11 protein-coding genes are annotated in these 13,579 nt (G+C 59.3%); 5 read left to right on the top strand and 6 right to left on the bottom strand.

Annotated features, from left to right (window positions below; translation table 11 throughout):
* The 3 genes from WB528_RS23260 to WB528_RS23250 all read left to right on the top strand — a co-directional run.
* A partial coding sequence (locus WB528_RS23260) for an HAD-IC family P-type ATPase (RefSeq protein WP_423891094.1) occupies window positions 1-1,297 on the top strand: 1,297 nt, incomplete at its 5' end.
* A gap of 933 nt (window positions 1,298-2,230) precedes the next feature.
* Window positions 2,231-2,614, top strand: coding sequence for an HPF/RaiA family ribosome-associated protein (locus WB528_RS23255; RefSeq protein WP_423891092.1), 384 nt, complete (start codon window positions 2,231-2,233; stop codon window positions 2,612-2,614).
* A gap of 5 nt (window positions 2,615-2,619) precedes the next feature.
* On the top strand, window positions 2,620-3,651 hold the full coding sequence (locus WB528_RS23250; RefSeq protein WP_423891091.1) for a ribose-phosphate diphosphokinase: 1,032 nt from the start codon (window positions 2,620-2,622) through the stop codon (window positions 3,649-3,651).
* On the opposite strand, the gene WB528_RS23245 is transcribed toward WB528_RS23250, so the two are convergent.
* A complete protein-coding gene (locus tag WB528_RS23245; RefSeq protein WP_423891089.1) occupies window positions 3,642-4,574 on the bottom strand; it encodes a hypothetical protein in 933 nt (310 codons plus the stop codon). The two genes, WB528_RS23250 and WB528_RS23245, sit on opposite strands and share 10 nt — an antisense overlap.
* Before the next feature lie 304 nt (window positions 4,575-4,878).
* Here WB528_RS23245 and polX point away from each other — a divergent pair, with 304 nt between their 5' ends.
* Window positions 4,879-6,594: a DNA polymerase/3'-5' exonuclease PolX gene (polX, locus tag WB528_RS23240; RefSeq protein ID WP_423891087.1), complete on the top strand. Its 1,716-nt coding sequence runs from the start codon at window positions 4,879-4,881 to the stop codon at window positions 6,592-6,594.
* Window positions 6,595-6,994: 400 nt separating this feature from the next.
* Here the strand turns inward: polX and WB528_RS23235 are convergent, their stop codons facing one another.
* The 3 genes from WB528_RS23235 to ppsA form a co-directional block, all read right to left on the bottom strand.
* Window positions 6,995-7,372, bottom strand: a complete 378-nt coding sequence (locus WB528_RS23235) for a hypothetical protein (RefSeq protein ID WP_423891085.1) — start codon at window positions 7,370-7,372, stop codon at window positions 6,995-6,997.
* Window positions 7,373-7,616: 244 nt separating this feature from the next.
* Window positions 7,617-7,850 carry a DUF6894 family protein gene (locus WB528_RS23230; RefSeq protein ID WP_423891084.1) on the bottom strand — a complete coding sequence of 78 codons (234 nt, stop codon included), beginning with the start codon at window positions 7,848-7,850 and terminating at the stop codon, window positions 7,617-7,619.
* Window positions 7,851-8,022: 172 nt separating this feature from the next.
* Window positions 8,023-10,443, bottom strand: a complete 2,421-nt coding sequence (ppsA, locus tag WB528_RS23225; RefSeq protein ID WP_423891083.1) for a phosphoenolpyruvate synthase — start codon at window positions 10,441-10,443, stop codon at window positions 8,023-8,025.
* Between the two features lie 134 nt (window positions 10,444-10,577).
* Here ppsA and WB528_RS23220 point away from each other — a divergent pair, with 134 nt between their 5' ends.
* Window positions 10,578-11,708 carry an SbmA/BacA-like family transporter gene (locus WB528_RS23220; RefSeq protein WP_423891081.1) on the top strand — a complete coding sequence of 377 codons (1,131 nt, stop codon included), beginning with the start codon at window positions 10,578-10,580 and terminating at the stop codon, window positions 11,706-11,708.
* On the opposite strand, the gene WB528_RS23215 is transcribed toward WB528_RS23220, so the two are convergent.
* Both WB528_RS23215 and glk read right to left on the bottom strand, forming a co-directional pair.
* Window positions 11,692-12,630, bottom strand: a complete 939-nt coding sequence (locus WB528_RS23215) for a 1-phosphofructokinase family hexose kinase (RefSeq protein ID WP_423891079.1) — start codon at window positions 12,628-12,630, stop codon at window positions 11,692-11,694. The genes WB528_RS23220 and WB528_RS23215 overlap by 17 nt on opposite strands.
* Window positions 12,627-13,579: glucokinase (gene glk, locus WB528_RS23210; protein WP_423891077.1), on the bottom strand; the 953-nt coding region annotated here is incomplete at its 5' end. The genes WB528_RS23215 and glk, both read right to left, overlap by 4 nt.

Here is a 13,579-nt window from a genome sequence, read left to right as displayed (position 1 = left end):
CGTCAAGGGTGCCCCGGAGGATCTTCTGCGGTTGTCGCGGCGATACGAAGGCGCCGATGGCCAGGTGCTTCCCCTCGACCCTGAAACGCGCCGCGCCTTCGAAGCCACACTCGATGGGCTCGGGGCTCAGGGGTTCCGCGCCCTCGGCATAGCCAGCCGCATGGTAGACGCGAGTCATGCGACCGCCGCGGTCAGCGACGAGAGCGACCTTGTTTTTTCCGGCTTCGCCGTCTTCCTCGATCCTCCCAAGGCCAGCGCCGGCATTACCATCCAGACGATGGCCGCGGCGGGTGTTTCCGTGAAAGTACTAACCGGCGACAATGAACTGGTGGCGCGCCACGTCTTCGGCGAGATCGGTGTGCCGGTGACAGGAGTGCTCACGGGTGACGCACTGACAAATCTCTCGGACGAAGCGCTGATCGGGCAGTTGCCGCGGATTAACCTGTTCTGCCGCGTCAATCCGCAGCAGAAGCTTCGGATCCTGCTGGCGCTGAAGCGACTTGGAAATGTCGTCGGTTTCATGGGCGATGGCATCAATGACGCTCCGGCGCTTCACGCAGCAGACGTCGGAATATCGGTTGATGGCGCTGCCGATGTCGCGCGCGCGGCCGCCGATCTGATCCTGCTCGAGCACGATCTTTCGGTCGTGCGCGCCGCGGTAGTCTGCGGGCGCGGCACGGTTCAGAACGTGTCCAAGTATGTCCTGATGGGATCCAGTTCGAATTTTGGAAACATGTTCAGCATGGCAGGGGCAGCGCTGATTTTGCCTTTCCTGCCGATGCTCCCGATCCAGATTTTGCTGAATAATCTCCTCTATGACATTTCGGAGATTGCAATCCCTTTCGATCAAGTCGACGAGGAGGTTATCGCCGGACCCGTGAAATGGGACATCAAGTTCATCGAACGGTTCATGCTGGTATTTGGGCCAATCAGCTCCATCTTCGATTTTCTTACATTCTATGTTCTGCTGTATTTGTTCGGCGCCGGCGAGACGCTGTTTCAGACGGGATGGTTCATCGAATCGATTACGACCCAGGTTCTTGTAGTGTTCGCGATCCGGACGCGGCGGCCGCTCTTTCTGAGCAAGCCGCATCTATTCCTCGCCGCAATGGCCTTTGGAGTTATTGCCGTCGCAACGGCCCTCCCGCTACTCCCCGTCGTCGGCCAGTGGTTGGGGTTCGTGGCGCCGCCGCCGCTGTTCTTCGTCTTCTTGATCGGTGCAACAGTGGCGTATCTTGCGATCGTGGAAATCACCAAGCGGATTTTTTACCGTCCGATATTGGCCGCAAAAGGTTAGTTCTTCCATCATTGCGGGCATCGACATCCATCACAATGGATAGACAAGGGCCAAGACGTCTGCGGCGCGGATATCCTCCTGTGCTTGCGCGACGTCGGCGCGGGCGGGGTGATCATTGGCAGGCACCAGCTCCCGTGCGGCGAGAAGGGGATCTGCAGTACAGGTCGCATGTCTGCTGGTCATGTCCGAGCCGCTCAAACTCTGCGGCGTAGCTACCCGTCAACGTAAAGCTGGTTTCAGAGGGGTCGGCGACCACGATCAGGTGCTTCATATTATTCTCGTTCACCTGCTTACAGGAGCAATCGCAGATGCCAGGAGCTTTCAGCGGACGCCTCCGGTGCACGGTGGGATCCAGTCGGCCACCAATCGTTTCAAAGGTTCGCCAACTTCAAAAACCTTGCGATCCCCGGAGAACCATGTTGCCGCCTCTTCGACATCACGAATGGTCGGTCGGAGTGCGGTATCGTTAGTAGATCACGTTCGTTTAGCGCGCCGAGAGTGGCTTTGATGTCGGCCGTCGAGGCGGTGGGGAGCGCTGGAATCGGTGGCGCCTCTCGACATAGGTAAGCATCACGTACCAGTTAAAGCTTGCTAAGCCTCCGCACGATGGCGGCCCGAAGCATTGATTTGGATCAACGAGTGCAATGCGTCGCGTCTCGATGAAATCCAAGCGCTGCAGATCGAAATGTCCGGAAATATTCGCGAGAGGCGGAACTTGCAAGATCGCAATGGGCAAAATTGATCGGTGTCAAATCGCCCAGTCGTCGGCGTGTCCATCATCTGGCCGCTTGCGGGCTGGTCCGTTTTTATGAGCAATCGCGTCTCCAAAGCTGGGCGCGCATTCGCCGTCGCCAAATCAGGAGGAGCGCAACCAGTCCTATTTCCGAGGCGGGTTGATCTTGCTCAAAGCCGAAATGGCCTGGCGTGATCTAAATGAAAATGGAGAAGGTTATGCAAACGCAAGCTCAAATCGAGTTCGGAGGAAACGTCCAGAATCCGGCCGAAAGGCGGGCGGTTATCGAGGGACATATTGTCGAGCTCGAGAACCACTTCGGCCGCATCACTGCATGTCGCATCGTGGTGAGAGGACCTGGAGAGCATCACGTTACGGGAGGCCAGTATCAGGTGAGTGTTCACCTCGTGCTACCGGATGGCCGCGAAGTCAATATTGGACGCACTCCCAAGGAAGACGGACGCTACGCCGATTTGACGTTCGCCGTCGACAACGCGTTCAAGCGCGCCCGCAGACAGCTACAAGATCAAGCGCGGGTCATGCGCGGCGACGTAAAGCAACACACCCCGGTACAAAGAGGATAGGCGAAATGCCTGGCGTTTCCGGCATCCCCCCGGCAGGACATGCGAGGGCAGCCGGAGGGCTGCGCTTGTTCGCGCTGCGCGGCACAGATGCATTGGGCAAAGAGATGGCATCCGCCCTTGGCTGCGATTTGGGTGCTCTCGAAGAGCGGAGCTTTGAAGATGGCGAACATAAGATCCGGCCACTCGACACTGTCGCCGGCTGCGACGTTTACGTGGTGCACAGTCTGCACGGCGGACCGCAGGAGAGCCCCAACGATAAGCTGTGCCGGCTGTTGTTTTTCATCGGCGCCTTGAAAGACGCGGGGGCCGCGCGGGTTACCGCGATCACCCCTTATCTCTGCTATGCGCGAAAGGATCGCCGTACCAAGGCCCAGGATCCTGTCACCATTCGTTACCTTGCGGGACTATTCGAGGCTGTGGGCGTCAATGCTATCGCGACACTCGAAGTGCACAATGAAGCGGCCTTTGAGAATGCGTTTCGTTGTCCTTCGATTGCGCTCAGCATAGCGCCGCTGATTGTCAACCGGATCATGGAAATCGCGGGCGATCGGCCGGTTTGCGTGGTGTCGCCGGATCTCGGCGGCGGCAAGCGCGCCGACGTTCTTTGCGAGGCGCTTGAAAAGGTCGCTGGCCGTCCGATTGGCAAGGCATTTGTCGAAAAGCACCGCAGTTCGGGTGTGGTTTCGGGCGACCTATTTGCCGGTGAGGTGGCAAATGCGTTCTGTGTCGTCGTCGATGACCTCGTGAGCACTGGAGGAACGCTGGTGCGAGCGGCAAAGGCCGCGCGCGCGCGTGGCGCACGAGAGATTATCGCCTGCGTCGCCCACGGCCTGTTTATGCCGGGCGCCGAAAGCGCACTCGCTGATCTTTCGATCGACCGCATCATCGCAACCGATAGCGTGCCGCCGTTCAGGCTTGCGTCCGGCCCGGTGCTGGCTAAGCTCGAGCTCATTTCGGCGGCGCCCTTGTTGGCCGAGACCGTTCGTCGGCTTCACCAGAACGAGACACTCGCCGATCTGCTGCCGTATCAGGCTTGATAGGACAGCAAACGTTCGAGCTGGCGGGCATCCGCCGCGGCGATTGCTAGATAAGTGCGTACAAGCTTGGGCCATTTTTCAGGCGTACGCGGCTGGACGTCCATCAGATGCGCGATCGACAAGCGCGCGCGAAGCAAGGCGCGGCCGATGCGGTAGAAAAGAAAGAGCCCGTTCCTCATGTCATCGCCGAGCGGGGTTGCCAGGCGCCGCAGCAGCGTCTCACCGACCCATCGTCCCCCGAGCCGTTCGCATTCGAGATGCAGGAACGCGACCTCGTCCAAGGCGTCCTGCGTCCGCAGCCGGGCGTTGAATTCCAGACAATCGATCACCGGAAACGGCGCGCTCAACCAGATATGTTCAGGCCTCAGGTCGCCATGGGTCTCCATGATGAACCGGCGGCGTACCCGTTCTTTGAGAACGTCAGCATGTTGCTTCAGAAAGCGACGCTGGATGCTGGCAATACGCCCGATCGTGCCTCGATTGAGGTCGAACGTCGGGTGGAGAAGAATCCGGCAATCGAGCGCCGCGGATTTTCGGAGTGAGAGCAAATAGTTCTCGGGACTGATCGTGGCGCGCAAGGCATGGGCGTAAAATTGGCACAAGTTATCTGCCACTCGCTGAATTTGGGGTTGCGAGACCCGGCGGGCTAGCAGCAGCGCTTCAAGCGTCTCGTTTTCATCAAGGCGACGCATGACGACCAGGTAGTCAGCGATCTGACGCCGCTCGCCGATCGCGTAACCGGTCGCGGTCACCGCTAGTGGCGCGATGCCAAGATAGACGTCCGGCGCAAGCTTGCGATTGAGCGAAACCTCGGCCTGGCACGCCGCAATCCGGCGATCGAGCGTGGAAAAATCAAGATAGGGAAACCGAACCGGCTTTTTCAGCTTGTAGACACGGTCGCCGGCCATGAAGACCCACGACATATGCGTTTCCCGCGTGACCACCCTTTCCGGCGCAGGGCTATAGCTGTCCGGACGGCTAAGGAAACTGACCTTACGGGCAAGCACGTCAGCGTCTGAATCGCGTGGTTCAATTTGCTGGTCCACCATAGATACTCTATGGCCAATCGAGCTTAGTGGCGGCTTGATGCTGATCAACAGTTTCGGGTGCGAGATGGATAGGCTGTCTCGACGGATTTCCATCGCTGACCATACCTGCAGATCTCTGATCTGCATCAAAACCAGCTGCTCAATCCCCTCTATTTTCGCAAGATATTGAGGTGGATCGATGCCGGTTCAGAATGCCGAAATCGCGGGGATGTTCGACCAGACCGCCGAGCTTCTCGAGATCAAGGGCGACAATCCCTTTCGTTCGCGCGCGTACAGGAATGCCGCGCGCGTCATCGAGCGCCTTCCCAAGAGCATCACCAGTCTCCTGAAAGCGGGCGAAGATCTTTCCGAACTTCCGGGTATTGGCAAGGACCTTGCGGGTAAGATCGCGGCCATTGTCGCCACGAAACATTTCGACGTGCTGGAGAAACTGAAGCGCGAATTGCCTGGCGATCTCGGTGAAATCGCAGCGCTTCCGGGCCTCGGTCCAAAGCGTGTCAAACTGCTCTACGACAAGCTCCGCATTCGTTCGCTGGAGGATTTGCGGCGCGCGGTGAAGTCGGGACGGCTGCGCGAGTTACGCGGTTTTGGGGTCAAGAGCGAGGAGAAGCTCGCCGCGGCGCTCGCCAAGCCTCAAGCCGAAAAGCGTTTCAAGCTGTCGCAGGCCGAAGCCGAGGCAGAGGCGCTGGTCAATCATCTACGCCCGAGTGCCAGTGACGGCCAGGTCATCGTCGCCGGCAGCTATCGCCGCAGGCGCGATACCGTTGGCGATCTTGACGTGTTGATGCTCGGGCGCGACGGCGCCGCCGCGGGAGACAGGCTCGCGACTTACGACGATGTCGTCAACGTTGTTGCCCACGGCCCGACGCGGACCACGGTCATTCTTCGGTCCGGGCTCCAGGTCGACCTGCGCGTCGTGCCGAAGGTGAGCTACGGTGCCGCGCTGATGTATTTCACGGGCTCGAAATCCCACAACATCGCCCTGCGGGGGTTAGCAAACGATCGCAAGTGGAAACTCAACGAGTATGGCCTGTTCGCCGGTAAGCGGCGGATTGCCGGTGCAAGCGAACAGGAAATCTACGGTAAACTTGGGCTTTCGATGATCCCGCCGGAAATGCGCGAGGACCGCGGCGAAATTGCGCTCGCGCGAGCCGGGCACCTGCCGAAGCTGATCACGGTCGCGGATATAAGGGGCGATCTGCACGTCCATTCCAACTGGAGCGACGGAACCGTTCCAATCGCCGAAATGGCGGCGGCGGCGAAGGCGCGGGGCTACGCTTATATGGCGCTGACCGACCACAGCCAGCACACGACGATCGCTCACGGGCTCGATGCGGGGCGGTTGTCGCGCCAGATCGACGAGATCGACCGGCTAAACGACGAGCTCGATGGGTTCACCGTGCTCAAGGGATCGGAAGTCGACATTCTCGCCGACGGCCGACTTGATCTTCCGGACAAGATCCTTTCCCGCCTCGATCTTGTTGTAGCCGCGGTGCATCAAAAATTCGATCTACCCCGCAAGGCCCAGACCGAGCGCATCGTTCATGCCATGGATAATCTCCATGTCTCGATTATCGCGCATCCGACCGGACGTCTGATCGGCGAGCGTGATCCCTATGACGTCGATATGGAAGCGGTGATCGCTGCGGCAGGAGCGCGCGGATGCCATCTCGAGCTCAATGCTGACCCCGATCGGCTCGATCTCAACGATATCAATGTCCACGCCGCAAAAGTCGCCGGCGTCAAGGTAGCAATCTCGACGGACGCGCATTCAACGGGCGGATTGGCCAATATGCGGTTTGGGGTCGACCAGGCGCGCCGCGGCTGGCTCGAGGCAGCTGACGTGATTAACGCCTTGCCGATCGCGCGGCTGAGAAAGCTCCTCAAGAGATAGCCGGCACCCGGGCTACGGCCACCAGAGCCGCCGCAGCGCGCCGGTGCTGGCGCCAACCAGACCGATAGGAAGCGCGGTGATCGATTGTGTCTGGAGCCCTAACCACGGTGTCGACAAGGCGTTCCGCAAGGAGCACAATATCGAACACATTGGCGCGATCGGCCTCCTCTTGCGCAGTCAACAGATCAAACAGCAGAGCGCCAAAGCCTCGGCCGTTCAAGGCGCTTGCGACTGCCATGTTGCGCGAACTGTGGCGGGCTTGAGCCGCTTCCATGGCACCACCAGCCACGCGCCTGCTTTGGCACAGTCAACGTGCCGGCAAGTTCGCACGAAGGAATTGTTAATTCAAAAGACCTGGCTGCTTGCAAATCAACTATTATCCTGCTTCTGCCGGTTACTGCTACCAAGTCCGCTCGGCTGCCCAGGATCCTGCGCAGCGCTGATCGCCGGAATAACCGCTCCAAGTCCCGCGACCGCGAACGCCAGTTAGTTTGCCGAACCCAGATGCGCGTTTGTCCTGGACGGCAACGGACGCGCGAACTGCTCCCGCACTCGTGACATTACCCCTAAAAGTCTCCACGTTGGGTGACGTGATTGCGCCGTTTTCGATATTGATCGAATAGTTATAAGTGGGATTGCAATCTCCGTTTTGCGTAATGAAGGTGATGCTCCACTGGCCGTCGAACGGAGAGCGGGCTTCAGCGGTCGCGGCTGGCAGCAGGAGGGCACAGCTTGCCAACATAGCGATCAGATATTTATTCATCGCAGATGCTTTCATGGAACGAATCCCAAAGCCGCCTCGCTTCGATTAAGATTAGAAAATCTCTCCGGATGCCCTTTGATGTGAATCAACAGTGGGGCGGTTGGCATGCCTTGCATGCCACTTCGGGCCGGGGCCACGCATGTAGTGAAGCTCAGGCCGATAGGGATCGCGGGCGCGCCTGACGATTTTGTGGAACTTCGTCATGATCTCGTGGAGCGGGAGCAACGCCAGGGGGAATTGGGTAAGCATCGTGACCTCCCTAATGCGGTTTGCCGAGCAATGTTGCAAAAGGCATGTCAAAGATCTCATCACCATCATCATCGGTGACGTGCAAGATCCAGCCGCGCCAGTCTTCCGCGCTCGCCGTCATGATCAGCGATCGCACGGCGCAAACGGCATGCTCGCGAGCGTCATCAAGGTCATCGACCGCAGTGCCACTCCGGTCGATCAGCACACCGCGCGTATTGGAGAAATGAAAATAGACGTCCGCCATGTTCTGCCTCCTCAGAGAAGCAATCGCATGGTCGTGGGTGGTAGCAGCTGGAATATCGCCGGGAAATTCCGATCGTTACCTTAGGAGTCGTTACCTTAAGGAAAGATACGTAGGGGGCCGGCTGCTTCTTGCGGCCGCCCATCGCACTTAGGGCGCGCGAGTACCCGAACGATCAGCTCGCGGAAATCGGCGTTTTGGCCATTGCCTGCTCGGCTTGGCGGACGATTTCCATGGTGCGCAGAACACTTGACGGATTGACACTGATCGAATCGATGCCCAGTCCGGTAAGAAATCGAGCGATCTCCGGATAGTTCGCCGGCGCTTCGCCACAAATGCCAACGTGCCGACGATTGCGTTTCGCACCTTTCACAGCCATCGTCAGCATTTCCAGCATTCCAGGATCGCGCTCGTCAAAGTCGAAAGCGACAATATCGGAATCCCTGTCGACGCCGAGCGTGAGCTGGGTTAGATCGTTAGAGCCGATCGAAAAGCCGTCGAACAGTTTGGCAAACTGATCGATCAGAATTACATTGTTCGGGATTTCGCACATCATGAATATTTCGAGACCACCTTCGCCTCGCTTGAGGCCATGCTGCGCCATGGCATCAATGACGTTGCGTGCCTCTTCTACGCGCCGGCAGAAGGGAATCATGAGTTTTAGATTGGTGAGGCCCACGGCATTGCGTACGCGGCCGAGCGCTGCGCATTCGAGCGCAAAGCCTTCGGCATAGGCGGGGTGGGCGTAGCGGGCCGCGCCCCGGAATCCCAGCATCGGGTTTTCTTCCTTCGGCTCGAAACTGGCGCCGCCAAGCAGCTTGGCATATTCGTTGGTCTTGAAGTCGGACAGACGCACGATGACGGGGCGAGGGTAGAATGCCGCGGCGATGATGCCAATGCCTTCCGAGAGACGCTCCACGAAGAAGTCTGAGGGCTTGTTGTAGCTGCTGGTTATCTTCTTGATGGTCCGGCGATCGCGCACCGATTCGACCTTTTCTAGTCGAGCCAAGGCCATCGGGTGGATACCGATGTGTTGGTTGATGATAAACTCCATCCTTGCCAGACCGACGCCGTCGTTCGGCATCATGGCTGTTTTGAACGCGATCTCCGGATTGCCAAGATTGACCATGATTTCGGTATGTGGCTTTTCCAAACGATCGGCCGTGACGCGTTCCACCTCAAAGGGCAGAGTGCCCTCGTAGACGTGGCCGATATCACCCTCGGCGCAGGATACGGTGACGGGCATCCCGGTTTTCGCCTTTCGGGTGAAATCCTCCGTACCGACGACCGCGGGTACGCCGAGTTCGCGCGCGACGATAGCGGCGTGGCAGGTTCTTCCACCATGGTCGGTGATGATGGCGGCGGCCAGCTTCATCACCGGCTCCCAATCCGGGCTAGTCGCCGGCGCAACCAATACCTCGCCCGGCTGGAAAGCCTTGAGCTCGCGCTCGCTCCGGATCAGGCGGACTTTCCCCGCGGCAATCTTCTCGCCGACAGCCCGGCCCGTGGCGACTACCTTGCCGCGTGATTTCAAGACGTAGCTCTCAAGGGCTTCGGGCTTGCGGCGGGAGGCCACCGTCTCGGGGCGCGCCTGGATAATGTAGAGGGCGCCGTCGCTGCCATCCTTTGCCCATTCCACATCCATTGGCGTGGGCACGCCTGCCTTTTTCGAATAATGATCTTCTACCACAATTGCGCATCGCGCGAGTTCCAGCACGTCCGTGTCGCTGATGCAGAATTGCTCGCGGTCGGCTTTCGGCGTCGTCACGTTATGCGTGCTCTTGGGTCCGCGCGCGTACACCATCCGCATTTGTTTGGACCCCAGCCGTCGGGACAGCACGGCGCGGTGTCCGCTGTTGAAGGTTGGCTTATGAACATAGAATTCGTCGGGATCCACGGTTCCCTGGACGATATTCTCACCGAGACCGTAGGAGCCTGTCACGAAGACCACGTCGCGAAAGCCGGACTCGGTGTCCAGCGTGAAGATGACGCCACTCGCTGCGAGGTCGGAGCGGACCATCTTCATGATCCCAACGGACAGCGCAACCTTGAAATGATCGAACCCGTTATCGATGCGGTAGGATATCGCGCGATCCGTGAACAGCGAGGCAAAGCAGCGACGGCACGCCTCGACTAGATCGCGTGCGCCGCGGATATTGAGAAAGCTCTCATGCTGTCCGGCAAAACTCGCGGTAGGCAAATCTTCCGCGGTCGCCGAACTGCGCACAGCGACCGCAACATTTGCACCATATTCGTGTTCGAGTTGTCGATAGGCTTCGGTAATTTGGCGGCGCAAATCCTTTTGGTCGGTTGCTGCGTAGACAATGGCGCGCGCCTTGGCAGCACGCCTGGCGAGCTCAGAAATGCGGCGCTTGTCGATTCCAGCGAGCAGATCCCGGAGCTTGTCCCAAGCTCCGGCCTGGGTCAGCGCGTCGCGATAGGCTGTCGCTGTCAGCGCAAAACCATTCGGAACCCGAACACCCTGTGGCGAGAGCACGGAGTAGAGCTCGCCAAGCGAAGCCGTCTTGCCTCCCACAAGCGGCACATCTTCGAGACGAATGTCCTTGAACCAGCGAACGTAGCCGGACGAGTTCATCGCGTTTCTCTCCCGCGTTGCAACATTGAGACGGCCTAAGTCGAATTAATGGACACTTTGCCCGATCGAGGATCTCAGCGTTTGCGCAAAATCAAACGGGAGCGATGATAGGTAGGTAGACATCAAAATCGATTATGGCCGAAAAGAGCGCAGACCCGCATCAGGAGTGGTTTCGGTTCTGGGAGAGCGCGTCAGGTTTCTGGCGCGGCTTGCCGGCGTGGCGAACTTGGCTGCTTAGCGCCGCGCTGGTCGTGATCGTCATCCTGCAGCTCTATGTTCAGTTCCGCTTCAACTACTGGAATCGTGACTTCTTCAATGCGTTGGAGAACCGCGATCCGTCTCGCTTGCGGGTTGAAGCGCTGCTGCTGATACCTCTCTGCGGCGCGAGTATCGCGCTCGCTGTCACCTCGGTGTGGGGGCGCATGACGATGCAGCGCCTGTGGCGGCGATGGCTGAGCATCCAGGTGATCGAATACTGGATCGACAACGAGCGATATGCCCGTTTGGCGCAGGTGCAGGACCAAGAGATGATTCCGGAATATCGAATTGCCGAAGATGTGAGGATCGCGACCGACGCGCCAATCGACTTTGCCGTCGGGCTCATTTCGTCTCTGCTGACCGCAATCATTTTCGTTCGAATCCTCTGGAACGTCGGCGGTGACTTCGCCTTTTCCCTCTTTGGCCGCAGCCTTTGGCTCCCGGGCTATCTTGTGTTCAGTGTTGCGGTCTATTCCGGTATCGTCACGGCAGCGATAGTCCTGGTGGGGTCGCCACTGACCAGGGTGATCCAAATCAAGAACCAGGCGGAGGCCGAGTTGATCACGGCGGCCCACCTGCTGCGGGATGCCGGTGAGCGAGCAGCGCCAAAACTGCCGGATCCAGAGATCAGGTACGGTATCTTTCGAGCGCTAGGCGACACATTGAGGCAGTGGCGACGCCTATGCTGGCAGCTCATGCGCACGACGCTGGTGTCGCAATCGAATACGCTCATGGCGCCGATCGTCGGACTCATCCTGTGCGCACCGAAATTCATCGCGGGCAGCATGACGCTCGGCGAATTGACGCAGGCTGCCGCCGCGTTCACGCTCGTTCAGAGCTCCTTCAACTGGCTTGTCGATAACTTCAATCGCGTTGCAGATTGGGTCTCGTCCCTCCAGAGAGTAGGCGGTCTGTTGCTCGCGCTTGACCGGCTCGATCACGGGTTTTCGGTGCCCGACCGCGAGACGACCACCGCCCCCATAGGGTCTGTCACGTTGATTGAATGATCACCGCTTCGGCGAGACGATTGACCTCGCCGGGCAGGCAAAGTCCGGTCCCGGGATTGAGGAGGGCTGCAGCCCCCGCAGCAGCAGCCAGCCGGAAAGAATCTTCAATATCCGTGCCTGACGCTAACCGACAGATCAATGCGCCGAGAAAGCTGTCGCCAGCGCCGGTCGCGCTGACCGGAGTGATCGCGAGCGGCAGCGCACGCAAGACCCGATCTCGCGTCACAAGCACCGCGCCGAGATGACCCATGGTAAGGGCGATCATGGCGACTTTCCCGCTTTGGACGAGAGTTCTGGCAACTCCTTCCCACTCGCTGGCATCGGACGGTTCGCTGCTCGCCAGTTCGCGCATTTCCCGCAGGTTCGGCTTTATCAGGTCGACCCCCTCAGCGACTGCGGCAACAAGCGCCGGCCCAGACGTGTCCAGGATCATCTTGGCGCTGCGTTGCTTTGCAATCCTTGCCACCCTTGCATAGAAATCGTCGGGCGCGCCGCCAGGCAGGCTGCCGCTCGCAACCACAAAACGGGGAAACGGCGCGATTCGAGACAGCAGGTTCAAGCACTCAGACCATTCGCTTTCGGCCAGCTGCGGGCCGGGCAGAATGAAGCGGTATTGTTGGCCACTGCTGGTCTCACTGACAAAAAAATCCTCGCGAGTTTCGTCAGCGATCGGGAACGTCAGGCTTGCAACGCCCTCGCGCTCGACCAGCTTGCGCAGAGAGTCTCCGGTCGAGCCGCCGATTGGATAAATCGCGCTGACGTCGCCCCCGAAGCGTTTGACAACGCGCGCGACATTGATCCCACCCCCGCCAGGATCGCGCCATTGCGAGGTGCCCCGAAGCTTGTAGACTGGAATGATCTTCTCAACAGCGGTCGATAGATCAACCGACGGATTGGGCGTGATGGTGACAATGTCCGTCATGGGCGCCTTTGCGATCCGCTCACCATGTGGTGGAAAAATGCCTTGAGCCCGATGAAGCTTTCGTCGGTTCGCACAATGACCCGGGTTGGGATATCCCGCAGATATGGTTCGAAACGGCCCTTGCTTTCGAACTGTTTCCGAAAGCTCGATCGGGAAAGGTAATCCGTAAAACGCGGAACTATACCTCCTGCGGTGTAGACCCCGCCACGGGCAGAGAAGGTGAGGGCGAGATCGCCCGCCACTGCTCCCAGGAAGGAACAGAACATGTCGAGCGTGGCTTGGCAGATGTCGCAATTGCCTTCTAGCGCGGCTTTTGTGATCGCTGCGGCGTTTCGCGCGGGCGCGTTTACGCCACCAATACAGGCCAGCGCTTGATAGAGGTTTTCCAGACCTGTCCCCGACAAGACCCGTTCGACCGACACGTGGCCGAAGCGCTGGCGCAGGTAAGCGATGACCTGCTCCTCGCGATCGGAGGTTGCCGGCAACGTCGCGTGGCCAGCCTCCGTCGCAGCAACGAACGGTATTCCATCCGAAAAGAAGAGGCAGGCCGCACCGAATCCCGTGCCCGGCCCAAGCGCAAGCATGGGCGCGCCCGCGATACTCCGCTGCTCTCCGAGCGGATAGACGTCTTGCGGGCGTAACTCGGGCAGTGACCAGGCGACGGCTTCGAAGTCGTTACGCAACTCGATGGCGCCAAGCCTGAAGGCCTGCTTCAACTTCGCGCCGTCGACCACCCATCGGCTGTTGGTGATGGTGCAGCAGTTATTTTCGACCGGTCCCGCCACGCCGAGGACGGCGGCATCGGGCTTGCAACGCGGAGCGTGACGCTCCAGAAAGGTCGCGATCGCGTCCGCTACACCTGCGAAATCGACGACCTTGAGATAATCGATCGCCCCGATTTCACCATTGTTCATCAAAGCAAAGCGCGCGTTGGTGCCCCCGATGTCGC

Origin of the sequence: Bradyrhizobium sp. (genome assembly GCF_049586575.1) — a bacterium.
In the GTDB taxonomy this organism is placed as follows: domain Bacteria; phylum Pseudomonadota; class Alphaproteobacteria; order Rhizobiales; family Xanthobacteraceae; genus Bradyrhizobium.
Note: the sequence above shows the minus strand (reverse complement) of the source record. Positions and strands in the feature narration are given on the sequence as shown.